Here is a 16,356-nt window from a genome sequence, read left to right on the forward strand (position 1 = left end):
CGCTTCCAAGATACGGAATACATTTTCCGTTGAACTTCTGCCCAGGGGGAGAACCCATGACAATCCACGCTTCCCTGCCGCGCCGTGCGGTCGCCGAGTTCATCGGCACCGCAGGCCTTCTCGTGGTGGTGATCGGTTCCGGAATCCAGGCCGCCGACCTCAGCCGTGACACCGGTGTCGCCCTCGTCGCCAACTCGCTCGCCTCGGCCATCGGGCTCGGGCTGATCATCACCCTCTTCGGACCGCTGTCCGGAGCGCATCTGAACCCGGTCGTCACCCTCACCTCGTGGTGGGCCCGGCGGACCGGCGGTGAGGGGCTCGGCGGCAGGGAGGCCCTGGTCTACACCGCGGCCCAGACCGCCGGGGCCATCGGCGGCGCCGTCGTCGCCGAGTTGATGTTCGGCCGCGCCCCCGGGACGTTCTCCACGCAGATCCGCGCCGGAGGGCACCTGCTCGTCGGCGAGATCGTCGCCACCGCGGGGCTCGTCCTCGTCATCCAGGGCCTGGAGCGCATCGGACGCCCGAAGCTGATCCCGACCGCGGTCGCCGCGTACATCGCCGCCGCGATCTGGTTCACCTCGTCCGGCTCCTTCGCCAACCCGGCGGGCACCATCGGGCGCGCCTTCAGCGACTCGTTCACCGGCATCGCCCCGCAGTCGCTGCCCGGATTCGTCGCGGCCCAGCTGATCGGAGGCGTCCTGGGCCTGGCCCTCGCCGCACTCCTCTACGGGAGCACCCGGCGCGGTACGCAGGACGCGCCGGCCACCCCCGCGGCCGGTGCGGAGGCCCTCGCGCCGGTGTCCGTCAGCCCGCCGGAGCCCGCCGGAAGCGCCGGTGTCATCGGCCCGGGCGGCCCCGTGAACGCCGCGTACGAGACCGTCGGTTGAGCCGTCCGAGCAGTCGTTCACACCGCCGTCCACAGGGTTGCCCACAGGTAGTACCGACTTGTCCACAGCCGGTTGGGTCGGGTTTGAGGGCAAACGAGTGATCCGCCCTGTGGACTACCGGCCGACGTCACCGGACGGCGGCAGCCGCTACCCGCCGCCCCGGCGCGCCAGCTCGTTCATCGTCCGGGCCTGCAGTTCCCGCTCCGTCGCGGCCCGGACGAACTCCCCGACGTGCTCGGCGCCGACCAGCTCCTGCACCGCCCGTACCGTCGCCGCCGGCAGTGGCACCGATGCGGGCCCCGACGGCTGCGGGGTCCCTGCCGCCCCCAGGTGGCTCTGCAGATGCCGGGTCGCGAACAGCCGCATCGCCCGCGCCAGCTCGGCGTCCACCGTCTGCTGGGCCAGGGGCCGCAGTCTCCGTACCATCGTCGCCGCCTCCGCCGCGTCCGCGTCCGTCGGCGGGACCTGCCCGAGGTAGCGGGCGAAGACGTGCTCGGTGGTGAACTCGAGGAACCGCGAGGCGATGTGCTCCACCTGCCCGCGCAGCTCGCGCAGATGCCCGGTGATCGCTGACAGCGGCACCCCGGCCGCGTACAGCTCGGCAGCCACCGCCAGCTCCTGCGGGGAGGGCACGAGGAAATCGTCGGGGCGCCCCGGGATCCGCTCCAGCACTCCCAGCTCGCAGGCCTCGCCCACGGCGTCGTCGTCGGGCCGCCCGCCGAACCGCTCGTTCAGCTCGGCCCGGCTGATCCGGGCGGCCTCCTCGTCGGTCCACGGTCCGTGCACCTCGGCGACGAGCCCCAGCACGCCGCCGAGCCCGCGCCCGGCGTCCCAGGCCTCCAGCAGCTCCTTGATGGAGGCCAGGGTGTAGCCGCGGTCCAGCAGGTCGGCGATCTGCCGCAGCCGCGCCAGATGCGTGTCCCGGTAGACGTTGGAGCGGCCCCGCCGCTCCGGCTTCGGCAGCAGCCCGCGGTCCTGGTACGCACGGATGGTGCGCACCGTCGCCCCGCTGTGGTGCGCGAGATCCTCGATCCGGTACTCGGCCACCGCCTGTTCTGACAATCCCGGCTCCCTACGACATGGCGGCTCGGCCGACCGCGGCCGCCGCGGCCCGGGCGGCAGGCGAAGCCGCAAGGTACTCGACCGCCCTGCGCAGCGAGCCCTCCTGCGAGGGATGGTACGACTGCCGGAAGTAGCGGGATATGGCCGTGCCGAGCTCTCTCCACGTCGGCAGCAGCCGCGCGGGGCGGTCGCGGAGCCGCAGCCCGGCTCTCCCGCCCCCGCCCCGGGCCGGGACCGGCTCCGCCGCCCCGTTCACAGCCGGGGTTCCAGTTTCGCGAGCCGCCGCAGGGCGCCCGGCGCGAACCGGGACATCCACAGGGCGCCCTTGGACTCCGGTGTCACGGGAACCACGGCCTCGTTGCGCACCACGGCCCGCAGGATCGCGTCGGCGACCTTCTCCGGCGGGAAGTTGCGCAGCCCGTACAGCCGGGAGGAGCGCTCCTGGCGGCGCTTCTCCTCCGCCGCGTCCACCCCGGCGAAGCGCGAGCTGGCGGTGATGTTGGTGTTGACGATCCCCGGGCATATCGCCGAGACCCCGATCGACTGCGAGGCGAGCTCGGCGCGCAGGCACTCGCTCAGCATCAGCACCGCGGCCTTCGAGGTGCTGTACGCGGGCAGGGTCTTGGAGGGCAGGTACGCGGCGGCGGAGGCGGTGTTGACGATGTGTCCGCCCTGGCCGCGCTCGGCCATCTGCCGGCCGAAGATCCGGCAGCCGTGGATGACCCCCCACAGGTTGACGTCGAGGACCTTCTTCCAGTCCTCGGAGGTGGTCTCCAGGAAGGGCCCCGACAGGCCGATCCCCGCGTTGTTGACCAGGACGTCCACGATTCCGTACTCGGCGGCGGTCTTCGCCGCGAGCTTCTCCATCGCCTGCTCGTCGCTGACGTCGACGCACTCGCCCCAGGCCTCGGGGGCCCCGACGAGCCGCGCCATGTCGGCCGTCCGCGCCGCGCCCTCGGCGTCCCGGTCCACGCAGACCACCCGGGCCCCGGCCTCGGCGAAGGCGAACGCGGTGGCCCGGCCGATGCCGCTGGCGGCGCCGGTGACCAGCACCAGCTGGCCGCCGAACCGGTCGGCGTACCGGCCCGGAGCCTTCTGCTGCGGCGCCCGGGTGGCGGGCTCCTCCCGGGCGGTGACGAACTCGGTGATCCACGCGGCCAGCTGGTCGGGCCTGGTCCGCGGCACCCAGTGCTTGGCGGGCAGGGTGCGCCGCACCAGGTCGGGGGCCCACAGTTCCAGGTCGTCGTAGAGCCGCTCGGAGAGGAACGCGTCCTCGGTCGGGGTGATCAGCTGGACGGGTACGTGCGCGTACGCGTCGGGGCGCGGGCGGCGCATCCGGGGCCGTACGTTGTCGCGGTAGAGCCAGGCTCCGTGCGCGGCGTCCGAGGGCAGCGAGGCCGTCGGGTAGGAGCCGGCCGGGACCTTCTCCACCCGCTCCAGCATCTTCGGCCACCGCTTGCCGAGCGGCCCGCGCCAGGCGAGCTCCGGCAGTACGGGGGTGTGCAGCATGTACACGTACCAGGACTTGGCGCCCTGGCCGAGGAGCTGCGCGGCCCGGCGCGGGGTGGGCCGGGTCATCCGCTTCTTGATCCAGTGCCCGAAGTGGTCCAGGGAGGGGCCCGAGATCGAGGTGAAGGAGGCGATCCGGCCCTCGGTACGGGCGACCGTCGCGAACTCCCAGCCCTGTACGGAGCCCCAGTCGTGGCCGATCAGGTGCACCGGCCGGTCCGGGCTGACGGCGTCCGCCACTGCCAGGAAGTCGTCGGTCAGCTTCTCCAGGGTGAAGCCGCCACGCAGTGGCACCGGCGCGGTGGAGCGACCGTGGCCGCGTACGTCGTAGAGCACCACGTGGAAGCCGGCAGCCAGCCGCTCCGCGACTTCGGACCAGACCTCCTTGCTGTCCGGGTACCCGTGTACGAGCACCACGGTCGGCCGGTCGCTGTCGCCGAGCTCGACGACGCACAGCTCGATGCCGCCGGTGCTCACCCGGCGCTCGCGCGCCCCCGCGAGGCCCGTCCCGGCGGGGCTCGTCCCCGTGATGCCGTTCTTCCTGCCGTCCGCTCCGCTCATGCCGCTCATGCTGCCTTCTCCTCGGCCCAGCGCCGCACGTGCGGCAGATCGTCGTCCAGCCAGAACGCGCTCTCCTCGGGATCCGTCGAGTCGGTGACGACCAGGATCTCCTCGAACTTCGCGCCGGTGCCCCGGAAGCCCAGGTGCGGTTCCACCGCCCACAGGCCGGGCTGCGGCGGGTGGTCGGAGAAGCGGTACGGGCTCCACAGCGGGGACCAGCCCTCGCGGTGCCCGTGCAGGGCGTCGGAGGCCAGCCCCTTGAGGGACTGCGTACCGAACCCGAAGGCAGTCGGGGACCAGCGCCGCTCCTTGACCCGGTCCATCTTGTGGGCGATCACCCCGAAGGGGTAGGCGCGGTGCCGGTTGGCATACCCCTGGCGGATCATCAGCCGCTCGACGTTCTCGTAGATCTCGCGCAGCGGGCGGCGCTCGCGGACCTGCTCCAGGATCAGCTCGCGGTGCACTCGCAGATCGGACATGAGCCGGTCCTGTACGGGGTTCAGCCCGAGGCTGCCCGAGTACCCGATGTCGGCCGCATACCCCTTGTGGACGGGGGCCATGTCGAGGATGAACGGCATCCCCGGCTCCAGCTTCCGGTTCGTCGGGAAGAACTGCAGGGGGATCTTGAAGTTCGCGAAGGCGGTGCGGTCACCGAACCACGCGAACGGCAGGTGGAACCAGTCCCGCACGCCGCGCTCGCGCAGCCACTCGCGCTGCATCCGCGCCGCCTCGCGCTCGGTCACCCCCGGCCGCAGCTGGGCCGCGACGGTCTCCGCGCACTCGTACGAGAGGCGTTGCACTTCCCTGAACCCGCGCAGGTCCGCCGAGAGTTGCGCGGTGCGTTCCCTGGTGTCCCCAGCCATGACAGCCGTCCGTCCGTAGCCGTACCCGCCCGTAACTTGACACTGATGAATGTGACAATGACCGGAGATCACGTCAAGGCCCGTGCACAGACCTGTGGACAAACTTGTCCGGTCCGCATCAGCCTTTCGTCAGGGTCTGTAGTCCTGAAGGCGGAGACGGGATGACGCTCCAGGTCTGACGATCCGCACGGCCGGCGCCACTAACGTCGGAGCCGTGACTGTCATCGCGACCGAAAGCCTGAGCAAGCGGTACCCCCGAGTGACCGCAATCGACCGGCTCTCCCTGGACATCGGGCCGGGAGTGACCGGCCTCGTGGGTGCCAACGGAGCCGGCAAGTCCACGCTGATCAAGATCCTGCTTGGACTGTCCCCCGCCACCGAGGGCCGCGCCGCCGTGCTCGGACTCGACGTCGCCACCCATGGCAGCGCGATCCGTGAACGCGTCGGCTACATGCCCGAGCACGACTGCCTGCCGCCCGACGTCTCGGCCACCGAGTTCGTCGTACACATGGCGCGCATGTCCGGACTACCGCCGACCGCCGCCCGCGAGCGGACCGCCGACACCCTGCGCCACGTGGGCCTGTACGAGGAGCGCTACCGCCCCATCGGCGGCTACTCCACGGGCATGAAGCAGCGGGTCAAGCTGGCGCAGGCGCTCGTCCACGACCCCCAGCTGGTCCTCCTCGACGAGCCCACCAACGGCCTCGACCCCGTCGGCCGCGACGAGATGCTCGGCCTGATCCGCCGCGTCTACACCGACTTCGGCATCTCCGTCCTGGTCACCTCCCACCTCCTCGGCGAGCTGGAGCGGACCTGCGACCACGTCGTGGTCGTCGACGGCGGCAAGCTGCTGCGTTCCAGCTCCACCAGCGACTTCACGCAGATCACCACGACCCTCGCGGTCGAGGTCACCGACTCCGACACCCACCCGGACGGCACTGCCGCCCTGCGCAAGGCGCTCGCCGAGGCGGGCATCACCCTGCACGCGGGCGAGGAGCAGGGCCTGCCCGGAGCCGGCCACATCCTGCTCGTCGAGGCCACCGGCGAGGACACCTACGACACCGTGCGCGACACCGTCGCCGACCTGGGCCTCGGCCTGGTCCGCATGGAACAGCGCCGCCACCACATCGCGGAGGTCTTCCGCGACAACGACCAGCAGCAGCTCGTCCGGAAGGGAGCCGGTTCCGATGGCGCCTGACACCTCGACCCAGATCCATAACATCGGCTACCGGTCCTACGAGGGAGCCCGGCTCGGCCGCGCCTACGCCCGCAAGTCGCTGTTCTCGCAGTCCTTGCGCGGTGCCTACGGACTCGGCCGCTCGGCCAAGTCCAAGGTCCTCCCGATGCTCCTCTTCGCGGTGATGTGCGTCCCCGCGCTGATCATCGTCGCGGTCGCCATCGCGGTACCCGGCTCCACCAGCCTGCCGATCAAGTACACGACGTACGCCCTGACCACCCAGATGATCATCGGCCTCTACCTCGCCTCGCAGGCACCCCAGTCGGTCTCCCGGGACCTGCGCTTCAAGACCGTGCCGCTCTACTTCTCGCGGCCCATCGAGCGCGTCGACTACGTCCTCGCGAAGTTCGCGGCGATGGCCTCGGCCCTGTTCATCCTCACCGCCACTCCGCTGCTGATCATGTGGATCGGCTCGTTGCTGGCCAAATTCGACTTCGCGGACCAGACCAAGGGGTTCGCCCAGGGACTGGTCTCCGTGCTGCTGCTCTCGCTGCTGTTCGCCGGTCTCGGCCTGATCATGGCCGCGCTCACGCCGCGCCGCGGCTTCGGCGTCGCCGCCATCATCGCCGTGCTCCTGATCCCCTACGGCGCGGTGACCGCCGTCCAGGGCATCGCGTACAGCACCGGTTCGACAGGCCCCATCGAGTGGATGGGCCTGTTCTCCCCGATCACCCTGATCGACGGCGTGCAGACGGCCTTCCTCGGTGCCACCTCCGCCTTCCCCGGCGGAGACGGCCCCTCGGCCGGCGTCGGATTCGTCTACCTGCTCGTCGTCCTCGCCCTCATCGCCGGCTCCTACGCCGCCCTGATGGCCCGCTACCGGAAGGCCGGGCTGTGACCACCATCGACATCGACCACACCTCCCGCTGGTTCGGGAACGTCGTCGCCGTCAACGACGTGACCATGCACATCGGCCCCGGCGTCACCGGGCTGCTGGGCCCCAACGGCGCCGGGAAGTCCACCCTCATCAACATGATGGGCGGCTTCCTCGCCCCCTCCACGGGTACCGTCACCCTCGACGGCGCGCCGATCTGGCAGAACGAGCAGGTCTACAAGCAGATCGGCGTCGTGCCCGAGCGCGAGGCCATGTACGACTTCCTCACCGGCCGGGAGTTCGTCGTCGCCAATGCCGAGCTCCACGGCCTCGACGATGCGGCCGCCCAGCGGGCGCTCGCCACCGTCGAGATGGAGTACGCCCAGGACCGCAAGATCTCCACGTACTCCAAGGGCATGCGCCAGCGCGTGAAGATGGCCTCGGCCCTCGTCCACGACCCGTCCGTACTGCTCCTCGACGAGCCGTTCAACGGCATGGACCCGCGCCAGCGCATGCAGCTCATGGACCTGTTGCGGCGTATGGGCGACGACGGCCGCACCGTGCTGTTCTCCTCCCACATCCTGGAGGAGGTCGAACAGCTCGCCTCCCACATCGAGGTGGTCGTCGCCGGCCGGCACGCCGCCTCCGGCGACTTCCGCAAGATCCGCCGCCTGATGACGGACCGCCCGCACCGCTACGTGGTCCGCTCCTCCGACGACCGGGCCCTCGCCGCGGCCCTGATCGCCGACCCCTCCACCGCCGGCATCGAGGTCGACCTCAAGGAAGGCGCCCTGCGCATCCAGGCCGTCGACTTCGGCCGCTTCACCGAGCTGCTGCCGCGGGTCGCCCGTGCGCACGGCATCCGGCTGCTGACGGTCTCGCCCTCCGACGAGTCCCTCGAGTCGGTCTTCTCCTACCTCGTCGCGGCCTGAAGGAGCTGGCACCCATGTACAACCCCACCGTCGCCCGGCTCACCTACCGCGCGCTGCTCGGCCGCCGCCGCGCGCTGATCCTCTGCGGGCTGCCCGTCCTGCTGATCGTCATCGCCGCCGCCGTCCGCGCCTTCACCGGCCTGGACGACAAAGTCGCGGCCGACCTGCTGGGCGGCTTCGCCCTCGCCACCATGGTTCCGCTGATCGGCGTCATCGCCGGCACCGGCGCCATCGGCCCCGAGATCGACGACGGCTCGATCGTCTACCTGCTGTCCAAGCCGGTGAAGCGCCCGACGATCATCATGACCAAGCTGATCGTCGCGATCGCCGTCACCATGGCCTTCTCCGCGATCCCGACCCTGATCGCCGGGTTCATCCTCAACGGCAACGGCCAGCAGATCGCCGTCGCCTACACCGTCGCCGCCCTCGTCGCCTCGATCGCCTACAGCGCCCTGTTCCTGCTGCTCGGCACCGTCAGCCGGCACGCGGTCGTCTTCGGCCTGGTCTACGCCCTGATCTGGGAGTCGCTCTTCGGCAGCCTGGTCTCCGGCGCGAAGACCCTCAGCGTCCAGCAGTGGGCCCTGGCCCTCGCCGAGAAGGTCGCCGGCGAAGGCTACGTCGATGCCACCGTCGGCCTGCCCACCGCGGTGACCCTGCTCTGCGTGGTCACCGTCGGCGCCACCGTCTACGCCGGCCAGAAGCTGCGCCGCCTCACCCTGGCGGGCGAGGAGTAGGCCCCCGCCGTACCGGCTTCACGCCCGGTGCCCCGCCCGGCCCACCGGCCAGGCGGGGCACCGCCGTACGGGGCAAAATCAGTGCATGATCGAGCACACCGAGCCCGAGCCGTCCAGGCCCGTACGGTCCTGGATACGCTCCTCGCCCGGTACGCACATATGGCTGCTGATCATCGCCGTCACGAGCATCATCGTCGTGATCGCGCCCGACCACCTCGAGCACGTCCTGCTCCACCGCCACAGCAGCAATATCCACGAGCTCACCCGGCACCCCGTGCGGGCCCTGCTCTCCAGCGCCTTCTGGATAGCGAACCCGGCCTCGCTCGCCCTGTACGCCGTCCTCTTCGAGCTCTTCCACGCCCCCGTCGAACGCTGGCTCGGCACCCTGCGCTGGCTCGCCATCGTCGCGACCGCCCACATCACGGCCACCCTGATCAGCCAGAAGGTGGTCCTGATGGCCATTCAGGACCACCGGGCCCCGCAGAGCATGGTCCACGTCGTCGACGTCGGCGTCAGCTACGGACTCGCGGCCTCGATCGGGGTCCTCACCTACCGGCTCCCGAACCCCTTGCGCTGGCTCTACCTCGCCTGTGTCGTCGCGTTCTTCGGGCTCCCCCTCCTCACCGGAGGCACCTTCACCGACCTCGGGCACGCCATCTCGCTCTCCGTCGGGCTGCTCGCCTGGCCGCTGACCCGCCACCCGCACCCCAGGCATGTTTCACGTGAAACATGAGCGCTGCGCTCGCCGGGCTGATGCGCGGAAATTGACTGGTACGGGACGTACGCCCCGGGCAGAGTGAGTCGTGCGGGGAGCAACAAAAAGGTCCGGAGCAGCCACTTCGAGCGCGCCTTGCGGCGCGGGCTGTTCCGGACCTTCCGCGTTCTCGGCCGAGCCGTCAGGCAGCGCCCAGCAGGCGCTCCAGCACCACCGCGATGCCGTCCTCCTCGTTGGAGGTCGTCACCTCGTCGGCCACCGCCTTCAGTTCCGCATGGGCATTGGCCATCGCCACGCCGTGGGCCGCCCAGCCGAACATCGGGATGTCGTTGGGCATGTCACCGAAGGCGATCGTCTCCGCAGCCTTCACACCCAGCCGGCGCGCGGCCAGCGAGAGGCCGGTGGCCTTCGTCAGCCCCAGCGGCAGGATCTCCACTATGCCCGGGCCGGCCATGACGATGTCCACCAACGAGCCCACCGTTGCCCGGGCCACCTTCACCAGCGCGTCGTCGTCGAGCTCCGGGTGCTGGATGTACAGCTTGTTCAGCGGAGCCGTCCAGACCTCCGCGGTGTCCTCCAGGTAGAGCGCCGGCAGGCCCTCCTGCACCCGGTAGCCGGGCCCGAACAGTACGTCGCCGTCCACCCCGTCCCGGCTGGCCGCGAGCGCCAGCGGACCCACCTCGGCCTCGAGCTTCGACAGCGCGAGACCGGCCAGCTGCCGGTCGAGCGTCACCGAGGTCAACAGCCGGTGCGCCCCCGCGTCATAGACCTGTGCGCCCTGCCCGCACACTGCGATCCCCTTGTAGCCGAGGTCGTCCAGCACGCTCCGGGTCCAGGGCACGGCCCGGCCGGTGACGATGATGTGCGCCGCGCCCGCCGCGGTGGCCGCGGCGAGCGCTTCACGGGTGCGTTCCGAGACGGTGTCGTCGCCACGCAGCAGCGTGCCGTCGAGGTCGGTCGCGACGAGCTTGTACGGGAACGGGGCCGGGCTCACTTGGTGATCGGCTCCAGGACCTCGCGGCCGCCCAGGTACGGACGGAGCACCGCCGGCACTCGCACCGAACCGTCGGCCTGCTGGTGGTTCTCCAAGATGGCGACGATCGTGCGCGGTACGGCGCACAGGGTGCCGTTCAGCGTCGAGAGCGGCGCGGTCTTCTTGCCGTCGCGGTAGCGGATCGACAGGCGGCGGGCCTGGAAGCTGTTGCAGTTCGAGGCGGAGGTGAGCTCGCGGTACTTGCCCTGCGTCGGGATCCACGCCTCGCAGTCGAACTTGCGCGAGGCGGAGGAGCCCAGGTCACCGGTGGCGACATCGATCACCTGGAAGGGCAGCTCCAGGCTGGTCAGCCACTGCTTCTCCCACTCCAGGAGACGCTGGTGCTCGGCCTCCGCCTCCTCCGGCGCGACGTACGAGAACATCTCGACCTTGTCGAACTGGTGGACGCGGAAGATCCCGCGGGTGTCCTTGCCGTACGTACCGGCCTCACGGCGGAAGCACGGCGAGAAGCCGGCGTACCGCAGCGGCAGCTTGTCGGCGTCGATGATCTCGTCCATGTGGTACGCGGCGAGGGGGACCTCGGAGGTGCCGACCAGGTAGTAGTCGTCCTTCTCGAGGTGGTACACGTTCTCCGCGGCCTGGCCGAGGAAGCCGGTGCCCTCCATGGCGCGCGGGCGGACCAGTGCCGGGGTCAGCATCGGGATGAAGCCGGCCTCGGTGGCCTGCGCGATCGCAGCGTTGACCAGGGCGAGCTCCAGCAGGGCGCCGACACCGGTCAGGTAGTAGAAGCGCGAGCCCGACACCTTGGCGCCGCGTTCGACGTCGATGGCGCCCAGCGACTCGCCGAGCTCCAGGTGGTCCTTGGGCTCGAAGCCCTCGGCGCCGAAGTCGCGGATGGTGCCGTGCGTCTCGAGGACGGTGAAGTCCTCCTCGCCGCCGACTGGCACGTCCTCGTGGACGATGTTGCCGAGCTGGAGCAGCAGTCGCTTGGCGGCCTCGTCGGCCTCGTTCTGCTCGGCCTCGGCGGCCTTGACGTCCGTCTTGAGCTGTTCGGCCTTCTTGAGCAGCTCTGCCCGCTCCTCCGGGGAGGCCTTGGGGATGAGCTTGCCGAGCGACTTCTGCTCATTGCGGAGTTCATCGAAGCGCATGCCGGAGGACCTGCGGCGCTCGTCGGCGGAGAGCAGTGCGTCGACGAGTTCGACGTCCTCTCCACGGGCGCGCTGCGAGGCGCGGACACGGTCAGGGTCTTCACGGAGCAGCCGGAGGTCAATCACCCCTCCAGGCTACCGGGCTGGGCTTCCTGGGCTCACACCGATATCACGCTGCGTGTCGCTATGTCCTAATTGCGGAGAATGGAGAACTCTGGCCGGCTGGCCGGAAGTGGCCCTTGCCGGGCAGTCAATAAAAGCGGCCCATTCCCTGAAAAGGGGCACAACCGGGGTATCCCGGCACGCTCTGAGCAGGGCGGGAAGGCCTCCCTTGTCCACAGGAATTGTCCACCGCGGGGACTTTTCCACAGGCTGTGCGCCGGATCTGTGGACACGGAATTAGATCAATCCCCACTGCCGGGCCGTCCGGACGAATCAGGGCTCAAACCACCCTCACACACTCATTCGGGTGGGAATAACTCGCTCCAAAGAGTTGATCGGCGATGCGGGGGTGACGCCGTTCACCTCCCGCTCTCCAGCGCGAAACCTGGGCCCGCCGACCGATTTGTCGACCTTGTCGCGCCACGATGTCGACTAGTCCACAGGTCCCCATCTCGGCCTGTGGATAACTCTGTGGACAGTGGAGGAAGAGCTACGCCCGGCCGTCGAGGCAGCGCGTCAGCCAGTCGGAAGCGGCCGTGAAGTCACCGTCCGAGGTGCCGGGCCGCGGATCGCGCACGTCACCCTGAGCGACGCCCGCGCGCGGGTAGGAACCGAGGAAGCGGACCTGGGGGCAGGTGCGCTTGAGCCCCATGAGCGCCTCGCTGACCCTGCGGTCGGAGATGTGGCCCTCCGCGTCGACGGCGAAGCAGTAGTTGCCGATGCCCGCGCCCGTCGGCCGGGACTGGATCAGCATCAGGTTGACCCCGCGGACGGCGAACTCCTGGAGGAGCTCCAGCAGCGCACCGGGGTGGTCGTCGCCGAGCCACAGCACGACGGAGGTCTTGTCGGCGCCGGTCGGTGCGGCGGGCCGGGCGGGGCGCCCGACGAGCACGAACCGGGTCTCGGCGTTCTCCGCGTCGTGGATCTCGGTGACCAGCGGGACGAGCCCGTACGTGGCGGCAGCGAATTCGCCCGCGAAGGCGGCGTCGAAGCGGCCCTCCTGGACCAGCCGGGCGCCGTCGGCGTTGGAGGCGGCCGATTCCCACATCGCGTCGGGCAGGTTCGCCCGCAGCCAGTTGCGCACCTGGGGCTGGGCGACCGGGTGCCCGGTGACGGTCTTGACGTCCGACAGCTTGGTCCCGGGCCGCACGAGCAGCGCGAACGCGATGGGCAGCAGCACTTCGCGGTAGATCATCAGCGGTTCGCCGGAGGCCAGCTCGTCCAGCGTGGCGGTGACGCCGCCCTCCACCGAGTTCTCGATCGGCACCAAGGCGGCCGCGGCCTCCCCGTTGCGTACGGCATCCAGGGCGGCCGGGACCGACACCATCGGGACGAGCTCCCGGGTCGCGGCTTCCGGCAGTGTGCGGAGGGCGGCTTCGGTGAAGGTGCCCTCGGGACCGAGATAGGTGAAGCGGGTGGCCGACATGTGATCAGCCTAATGCCGGGCCCCCGACCACCGGGGTGCTGTTCATCCTTCGAGCAGCCGCTGCCCCACGTACTCCCCGTCGCGCGGGCCGGGCGGCACCGCGTACAGCCCGCTGGACTCGTGCCGGATGAACTCCGACAGGGCGTCCCCGCGGTCGAGCTTGCGCTGGACGGGGACGAAACCGCGCAGCGGATCGGCCTGCCAGCAGATGAAGAGGAGCCCCGCGTCCGGGGTGCCGTCGGCGGCCATCCCGTCGTGGAAGGAGAAGGGACGCCGGAGCATGGCGGCCCCGCCATTCTGCTCGGGGGCGGAGATCCGGGCGTGCGCGTTGGACGGGATGACCGGCTTGCCGTCGGGGCCGATCTTGTCGAGGGCCATCTTGGTGGTCTCGGTGCCACCGGTGAGGGGCGCGCCGGTGGCCTTCGTACGGCCTATGACCTGCTCCTGCTGGGTCAGGGACTGCTTGTCCCAGTCGTCGAGGAGCATCCGGATGCGGCGTACGACGGCGTACGAGCCCCCGCCCATCCAGGCGTGCTCGGCAGGCCCGGGGCCCGTGGCGGGGACGAAGATCCGCTTGTCGAAGTCCGGCTGCGCGGGCTTCGGGTTGCCGGTGCCGTCGATCTGGCCCATGAGGTTGCGGGCGGTCATCGGGGCGGCGGTGGCACCGGGGGACCGATTGAAGCCGTTCATCTGCCAGCGCACGCGGGCGGCGTCCCCCGCATCCTTCTGCAGGGCGCGCAGGGCATGGAAGGCGACGAGCCCGTCATCGGCGCCGATCTGGACCCACAGGTCGCCGTTGCTGCGCTGGGCGTCGAGCCGGTCGGCGGAGAAGTCGGGCAGCGGGTCGAGGGCGGTGGGGCGGCGGGCGGCGAGCCCGGTCCGCTCGAAGAAGGAGTGCCCGAAGCCGAAGGTGACGGTCAGGGAGGACGGCCCGGCGTCGAGGGCGATCCCGGTGTCCGTGGAGGAAACGGCCTTGCCTGCCATCAGCAGGCGGGCGGTGTCGGACCAGCGGCGCATCAGGGCGGCGGCCTCCTTGCGCCCGGCACCCGGGGCCAGGTCGAAGGCGAGGACGTGGCCCTTGGCCTGCAGCGGGGTGGTGATGCCGCTCTGGTGGTCGCCGTGGAAGCCGACTTCGGTGGCGCCGAGGGAGGCGAGGCTCCCGGCGGCGCCGCGAGCGCCGGCCGGGGAGTCGGCGAGTGCGGAGTGCACGAGGGCACCGCCGGTGGCGCCGAGCGCGAGCCCGGCGGCGCCTGCGGCGCCGACGGTGCCCAGCAGCCGGCGCCGGGAGATCTCGATGTCGGGGTTGCTCTCGGTCACGCTGGTCAGCCGATCTTCACGTTCTTCTGCACGGTCGTCTGGTCGATGTCGGAGGTACGGACGGTCACGTCGATCCGCCATTCCCCGGCGAGCGGCAGCTGGACGCCGGATGCGCTCCAGTGTCCGGGGGCCGCGCGCTCCGGGATGAGCGGCAAGGGGCCGATGTCCTTGGCAGGGAGGGTGAAAGCGACCTTGATCTCGGGGATGTCGAGAGGCTTGCCCTCGGGGTCGTCGACCCAGACGTGGAGCGAGTTGGCGCCCACCCGGCCCGGGTCGAGCTCCACCCGGACCGACCCCTTCCCGCTCTCGCCGCCGGTGTCGAACGGCAGGGTGATCTTGATGGCGCGGTTGGGGACGGCGGTGGCCGCGGACTCGCGCCCCCTCGCCTGCTCGGCGGTCCGACCGGGTTCGGTGCTGGTGAGGACGGTGGTCACGGCGAGCAGGACGACGGCGACCCCGGCCTCGGCGAGGACGGAGCGGCGCAGCCCCGCCCGGTTCGGATCGGCGTCGCGGACCTGCTTCTCGCGTGCGTTCTCGCGGGCGGCATGCTGGCGGGCGAGCTGTGCGGCCCGCTTGGGGTCCTCGGGGACCGTGACGGCGGCCGGCTGTGTTTCACGTGAAACATTGCGCTCCCGGGCGATCTTGGCCGGCTTCCCGGCGGGAGCGTCGGTGAGCCGTGCGGTCCACGAGCGGGAGACGTAGGCGATGCCGACCAGGACGGCGACGAGCCCGACCTTCAGCAGCAGGAGCCGTCCGTAGCTGGTACCGGTGAGGGCCGACCAGCTGCCGACCTGGCGCCAGGACTGGTAGATGCCGGTGACGGTCAGCACCAGGACGCTGACGAACGCGACCCGGGAGAACCGCTGGACCGCCTCGCGCTCGATCCCGGGGACCTTGTGGAGGGCGACGAGCAGTGCGGTGAGTCCGCCGAGCCAGGCCGCGACGGCCAGCAGGTGCAGGATGTCGGCGGGCATGGCGAATCCGGGCTGGATGCCGGTCGAGGCGTGCTCGGACAGGGCCCAGGTGGCGGCGATCCCGCCGGCGACGACGGCTCCGCCGATGCCGAGACCGAAGAGCAGGTCGTCGGCCTCCTTGTCCGCAGTCTGCCCCTGCCCCTTGCCGTTGTCCTTGTCCCCGTCCTTGCCCTTGCCGATGTGCCCGGTCTCGGCGGTCCTGCGCGCAAAGGCGCCGAACAGCACGGCGATGAACAGCGCGGCGGCACCGAGAAGCAGCAGCCGGGAGACGAGGGAGGCGCCGGGCTTGGTCTCCAGAACGGCCTTGAGGCCGTCCAGGTCCAGCGCGTCGGCGAACTTCCCCGACCCCGTGTACGGGTTGCGGAGCACCAGCATCGCGAGGGTGGCGGCGGTGAGCGTGACCCAGGCGCGCACGACGAGCTTCTGCAGGGGGCGTTGCGCGGCGCCGCGGCGCCAGCACAGCAGGATGAAGGCGGCCCCGCCGACGAGGACGGTGAAACCGGCGTAGGCGGCGTAGCGGGCGATGTCGTACGCGATGCCGACGGGTCCGCCGCCCGCCTGCCCGGTGGGCAGGGCGACGCTGGTCGCCGAGGGGGCGCCGATGGAGAAGGTGAAGGCGCCGGAGACGGGGTGGCTGTCGGCGGACACGGCCTGCCAGGCGACGGTGTACGTGCCGTCCGGCAGTCCGGAGTGCAGAGCGGTGCCGTAGCGGATGGTGGATCCGCTGCACATGTCGCGCAGTTCGCCGGTGTCCACCCGTCTGCCCTGCGGGTCCATGACGCGGATGGAGTCGTCGCCCATGGCGACCTGCTCCGAGAAGGAGAGGGTGACCTGGGCGGGGGCCGTGGCGACCACCGCCCCGTCCTTGGGGTCACTCGCGGTGAGTGCGGCGTGTGCCGCGGCCGGGCCGGCCGCGGTGAACAGGGCTGCCAGCAGGGCTGCGAGGACCAGCGCGAGCCGCGGCAGGAGTGCCGCGGCCCGGACGCGGGCCGGGGAGGGGGCGATGGCCATCATGGCGTGT

General features: G+C 70.9%; 14 protein-coding genes and 1 pseudogene. 6 read left to right on the top strand and 9 right to left on the bottom strand.

Translation table 11 applies throughout. The annotated features are described in order from the left end of the window. Nucleotides 1-56: 56 nt before the first annotated feature. Nucleotides 57-887 (top strand): aquaporin, encoded by an 831-nt coding sequence (locus tag OHT74_RS20100; protein WP_328620959.1) that lies wholly within the window; start codon nt 57-59, stop codon nt 885-887. 147 nt (nt 888-1,034) lie between these two features. Here the strand turns inward: OHT74_RS20100 and OHT74_RS20105 are convergent, their stop codons facing one another. From OHT74_RS20105 to OHT74_RS20120, 4 genes and pseudogenes are all read right to left on the bottom strand, one after another. Then, nucleotides 1,035-1,949: a MerR family transcriptional regulator gene (locus tag OHT74_RS20105; RefSeq protein WP_266665783.1), complete on the bottom strand. Its 915-nt coding sequence runs from the start codon at nt 1,947-1,949 to the stop codon at nt 1,035-1,037. A gap of 10 nt (nt 1,950-1,959) precedes the next feature. Further along, nucleotides 1,960-2,127: pseudogene (locus OHT74_RS20110) on the bottom strand (metal-dependent hydrolase); the annotation flags it as partial. Nucleotides 2,128-2,201: 74 nt separating this feature from the next. Continuing rightward, nucleotides 2,202-4,019 carry an SDR family oxidoreductase gene (locus OHT74_RS20115; protein WP_266672886.1) on the bottom strand — a complete coding sequence of 606 codons (1,818 nt, stop codon included), beginning with the start codon at nt 4,017-4,019 and terminating at the stop codon, nt 2,202-2,204. Nucleotides 4,020-4,024: 5 nt separating this feature from the next. Continuing rightward, the gene (locus OHT74_RS20120; protein ID WP_328620960.1) at nt 4,025-4,882 is read right to left on the bottom strand and encodes a M24 family metallopeptidase; all 858 of its coding nucleotides are present in this window, start codon (nt 4,880-4,882) and stop codon (nt 4,025-4,027) included. 214 nt (nt 4,883-5,096) lie between these two features. Between OHT74_RS20120 and OHT74_RS20125 the strand changes: the two genes are divergently transcribed. The 5 genes from OHT74_RS20125 to OHT74_RS20145 all read left to right on the top strand — a co-directional run bounded on the left by OHT74_RS20125 (nt 5,097) and on the right by OHT74_RS20145 (nt 9,332). Continuing rightward, nucleotides 5,097-6,080, top strand: coding sequence for an ABC transporter ATP-binding protein (locus tag OHT74_RS20125; protein WP_266995722.1), 984 nt, complete (start codon nt 5,097-5,099; stop codon nt 6,078-6,080). Next, a complete protein-coding gene (locus tag OHT74_RS20130) occupies nt 6,070-6,957 on the top strand; it encodes an ABC transporter permease subunit (protein WP_266665786.1) in 888 nt (295 codons plus the stop codon). The genes OHT74_RS20125 and OHT74_RS20130 overlap by 11 nt, the downstream gene beginning before the upstream one ends. Next, nucleotides 6,954-7,865, top strand: coding sequence for an ABC transporter ATP-binding protein (locus OHT74_RS20135; protein ID WP_229337996.1), 912 nt, complete (start codon nt 6,954-6,956; stop codon nt 7,863-7,865). The genes OHT74_RS20130 and OHT74_RS20135 overlap by 4 nt, the downstream gene beginning before the upstream one ends. A 14-nt stretch (nt 7,866-7,879) precedes the next feature. Beyond that, nucleotides 7,880-8,599 (top strand): ABC transporter permease, encoded by a 720-nt coding sequence (locus OHT74_RS20140; protein ID WP_328620961.1) that lies wholly within the window; start codon nt 7,880-7,882, stop codon nt 8,597-8,599. A gap of 85 nt (nt 8,600-8,684) precedes the next feature. Then, nucleotides 8,685-9,332 carry a rhomboid-like protein gene (locus OHT74_RS20145; RefSeq protein WP_266665788.1) on the top strand — a complete coding sequence of 216 codons (648 nt, stop codon included), beginning with the start codon at nt 8,685-8,687 and terminating at the stop codon, nt 9,330-9,332. Between the two features lie 163 nt (nt 9,333-9,495). On the opposite strand, the gene OHT74_RS20150 is transcribed toward OHT74_RS20145, so the two are convergent. The 5 genes from OHT74_RS20150 to OHT74_RS20170 all read right to left on the bottom strand — a co-directional run bounded on the left by OHT74_RS20150 (nt 9,496) and on the right by OHT74_RS20170 (nt 16,349). Next, nucleotides 9,496-10,308: an HAD family hydrolase gene (locus OHT74_RS20150; protein WP_266665789.1), complete on the bottom strand. Its 813-nt coding sequence runs from the start codon at nt 10,306-10,308 to the stop codon at nt 9,496-9,498. Then, nucleotides 10,305-11,582 carry a serine--tRNA ligase gene (gene serS, locus OHT74_RS20155; protein ID WP_266665790.1) on the bottom strand — a complete coding sequence of 426 codons (1,278 nt, stop codon included), beginning with the start codon at nt 11,580-11,582 and terminating at the stop codon, nt 10,305-10,307. The genes OHT74_RS20150 and serS overlap by 4 nt, the downstream gene beginning before the upstream one ends. Nucleotides 11,583-12,108: 526 nt before the next feature. Continuing rightward, nucleotides 12,109-13,044, bottom strand: a complete 936-nt coding sequence (gene pheA / locus OHT74_RS20160) for a prephenate dehydratase (RefSeq protein WP_266665791.1) — start codon at nt 13,042-13,044, stop codon at nt 12,109-12,111. A gap of 42 nt (nt 13,045-13,086) precedes the next feature. Next, on the bottom strand, nt 13,087-14,370 hold the full coding sequence (efeB, locus tag OHT74_RS20165; RefSeq protein WP_443047713.1) for an iron uptake transporter deferrochelatase/peroxidase subunit: 1,284 nt from the start codon (nt 14,368-14,370) through the stop codon (nt 13,087-13,089). Continuing rightward, entirely contained in the window at nt 14,367-16,349 is a 1,983-nt protein-coding gene (locus OHT74_RS20170) for a copper resistance CopC/CopD family protein (protein WP_328620963.1), read from the bottom strand. The genes efeB and OHT74_RS20170 overlap by 4 nt, the downstream gene beginning before the upstream one ends. Nucleotides 16,350-16,356 lie beyond the last annotated feature (7 nt).

Origin of the sequence: Streptomyces sp. NBC_00354 (assembly GCF_036106915.1) — a bacterium.
GTDB lineage: Bacteria > Actinomycetota > Actinomycetes > Streptomycetales > Streptomycetaceae > Streptomyces.

Bases quoted from the DNA above. Each gene is read 5' to 3' on its own strand.
- OHT74_RS20140 (WP_328620961.1), top strand. From the start codon at position 7,880: ATGTACAACCCCACCGTCGCCCGGCTCACCTACCGCGCGCTGCTCGGC.
- OHT74_RS20100 (WP_328620959.1), top strand. From the start codon at position 57: ATGACAATCCACGCTTCCCTGCCGCGCCGTGCGGTCGCCGAGTTCATC.
- OHT74_RS20130 (WP_266665786.1), top strand. From the start codon at position 6,070: ATGGCGCCTGACACCTCGACCCAGATCCATAACATCGGCTACCGGTCC.
- pheA (WP_266665791.1), bottom strand. From the start codon at position 13,044: ATGTCGGCCACCCGCTTCACCTATCTCGGTCCCGAGGGCACCTTCACC.
- OHT74_RS20115 (WP_266672886.1), bottom strand. From the start codon at position 4,019: ATGAGCGGAGCGGACGGCAGGAAGAACGGCATCACGGGGACGAGCCCC.
- OHT74_RS20170 (WP_328620963.1), bottom strand. From the start codon at position 16,349: ATGATGGCCATCGCCCCCTCCCCGGCCCGCGTCCGGGCCGCGGCACTC.
- OHT74_RS20120 (WP_328620960.1), bottom strand. From the start codon at position 4,882: ATGGCTGGGGACACCAGGGAACGCACCGCGCAACTCTCGGCGGACCTG.
- OHT74_RS20145 (WP_266665788.1), top strand. From the start codon at position 8,685: ATGATCGAGCACACCGAGCCCGAGCCGTCCAGGCCCGTACGGTCCTGG.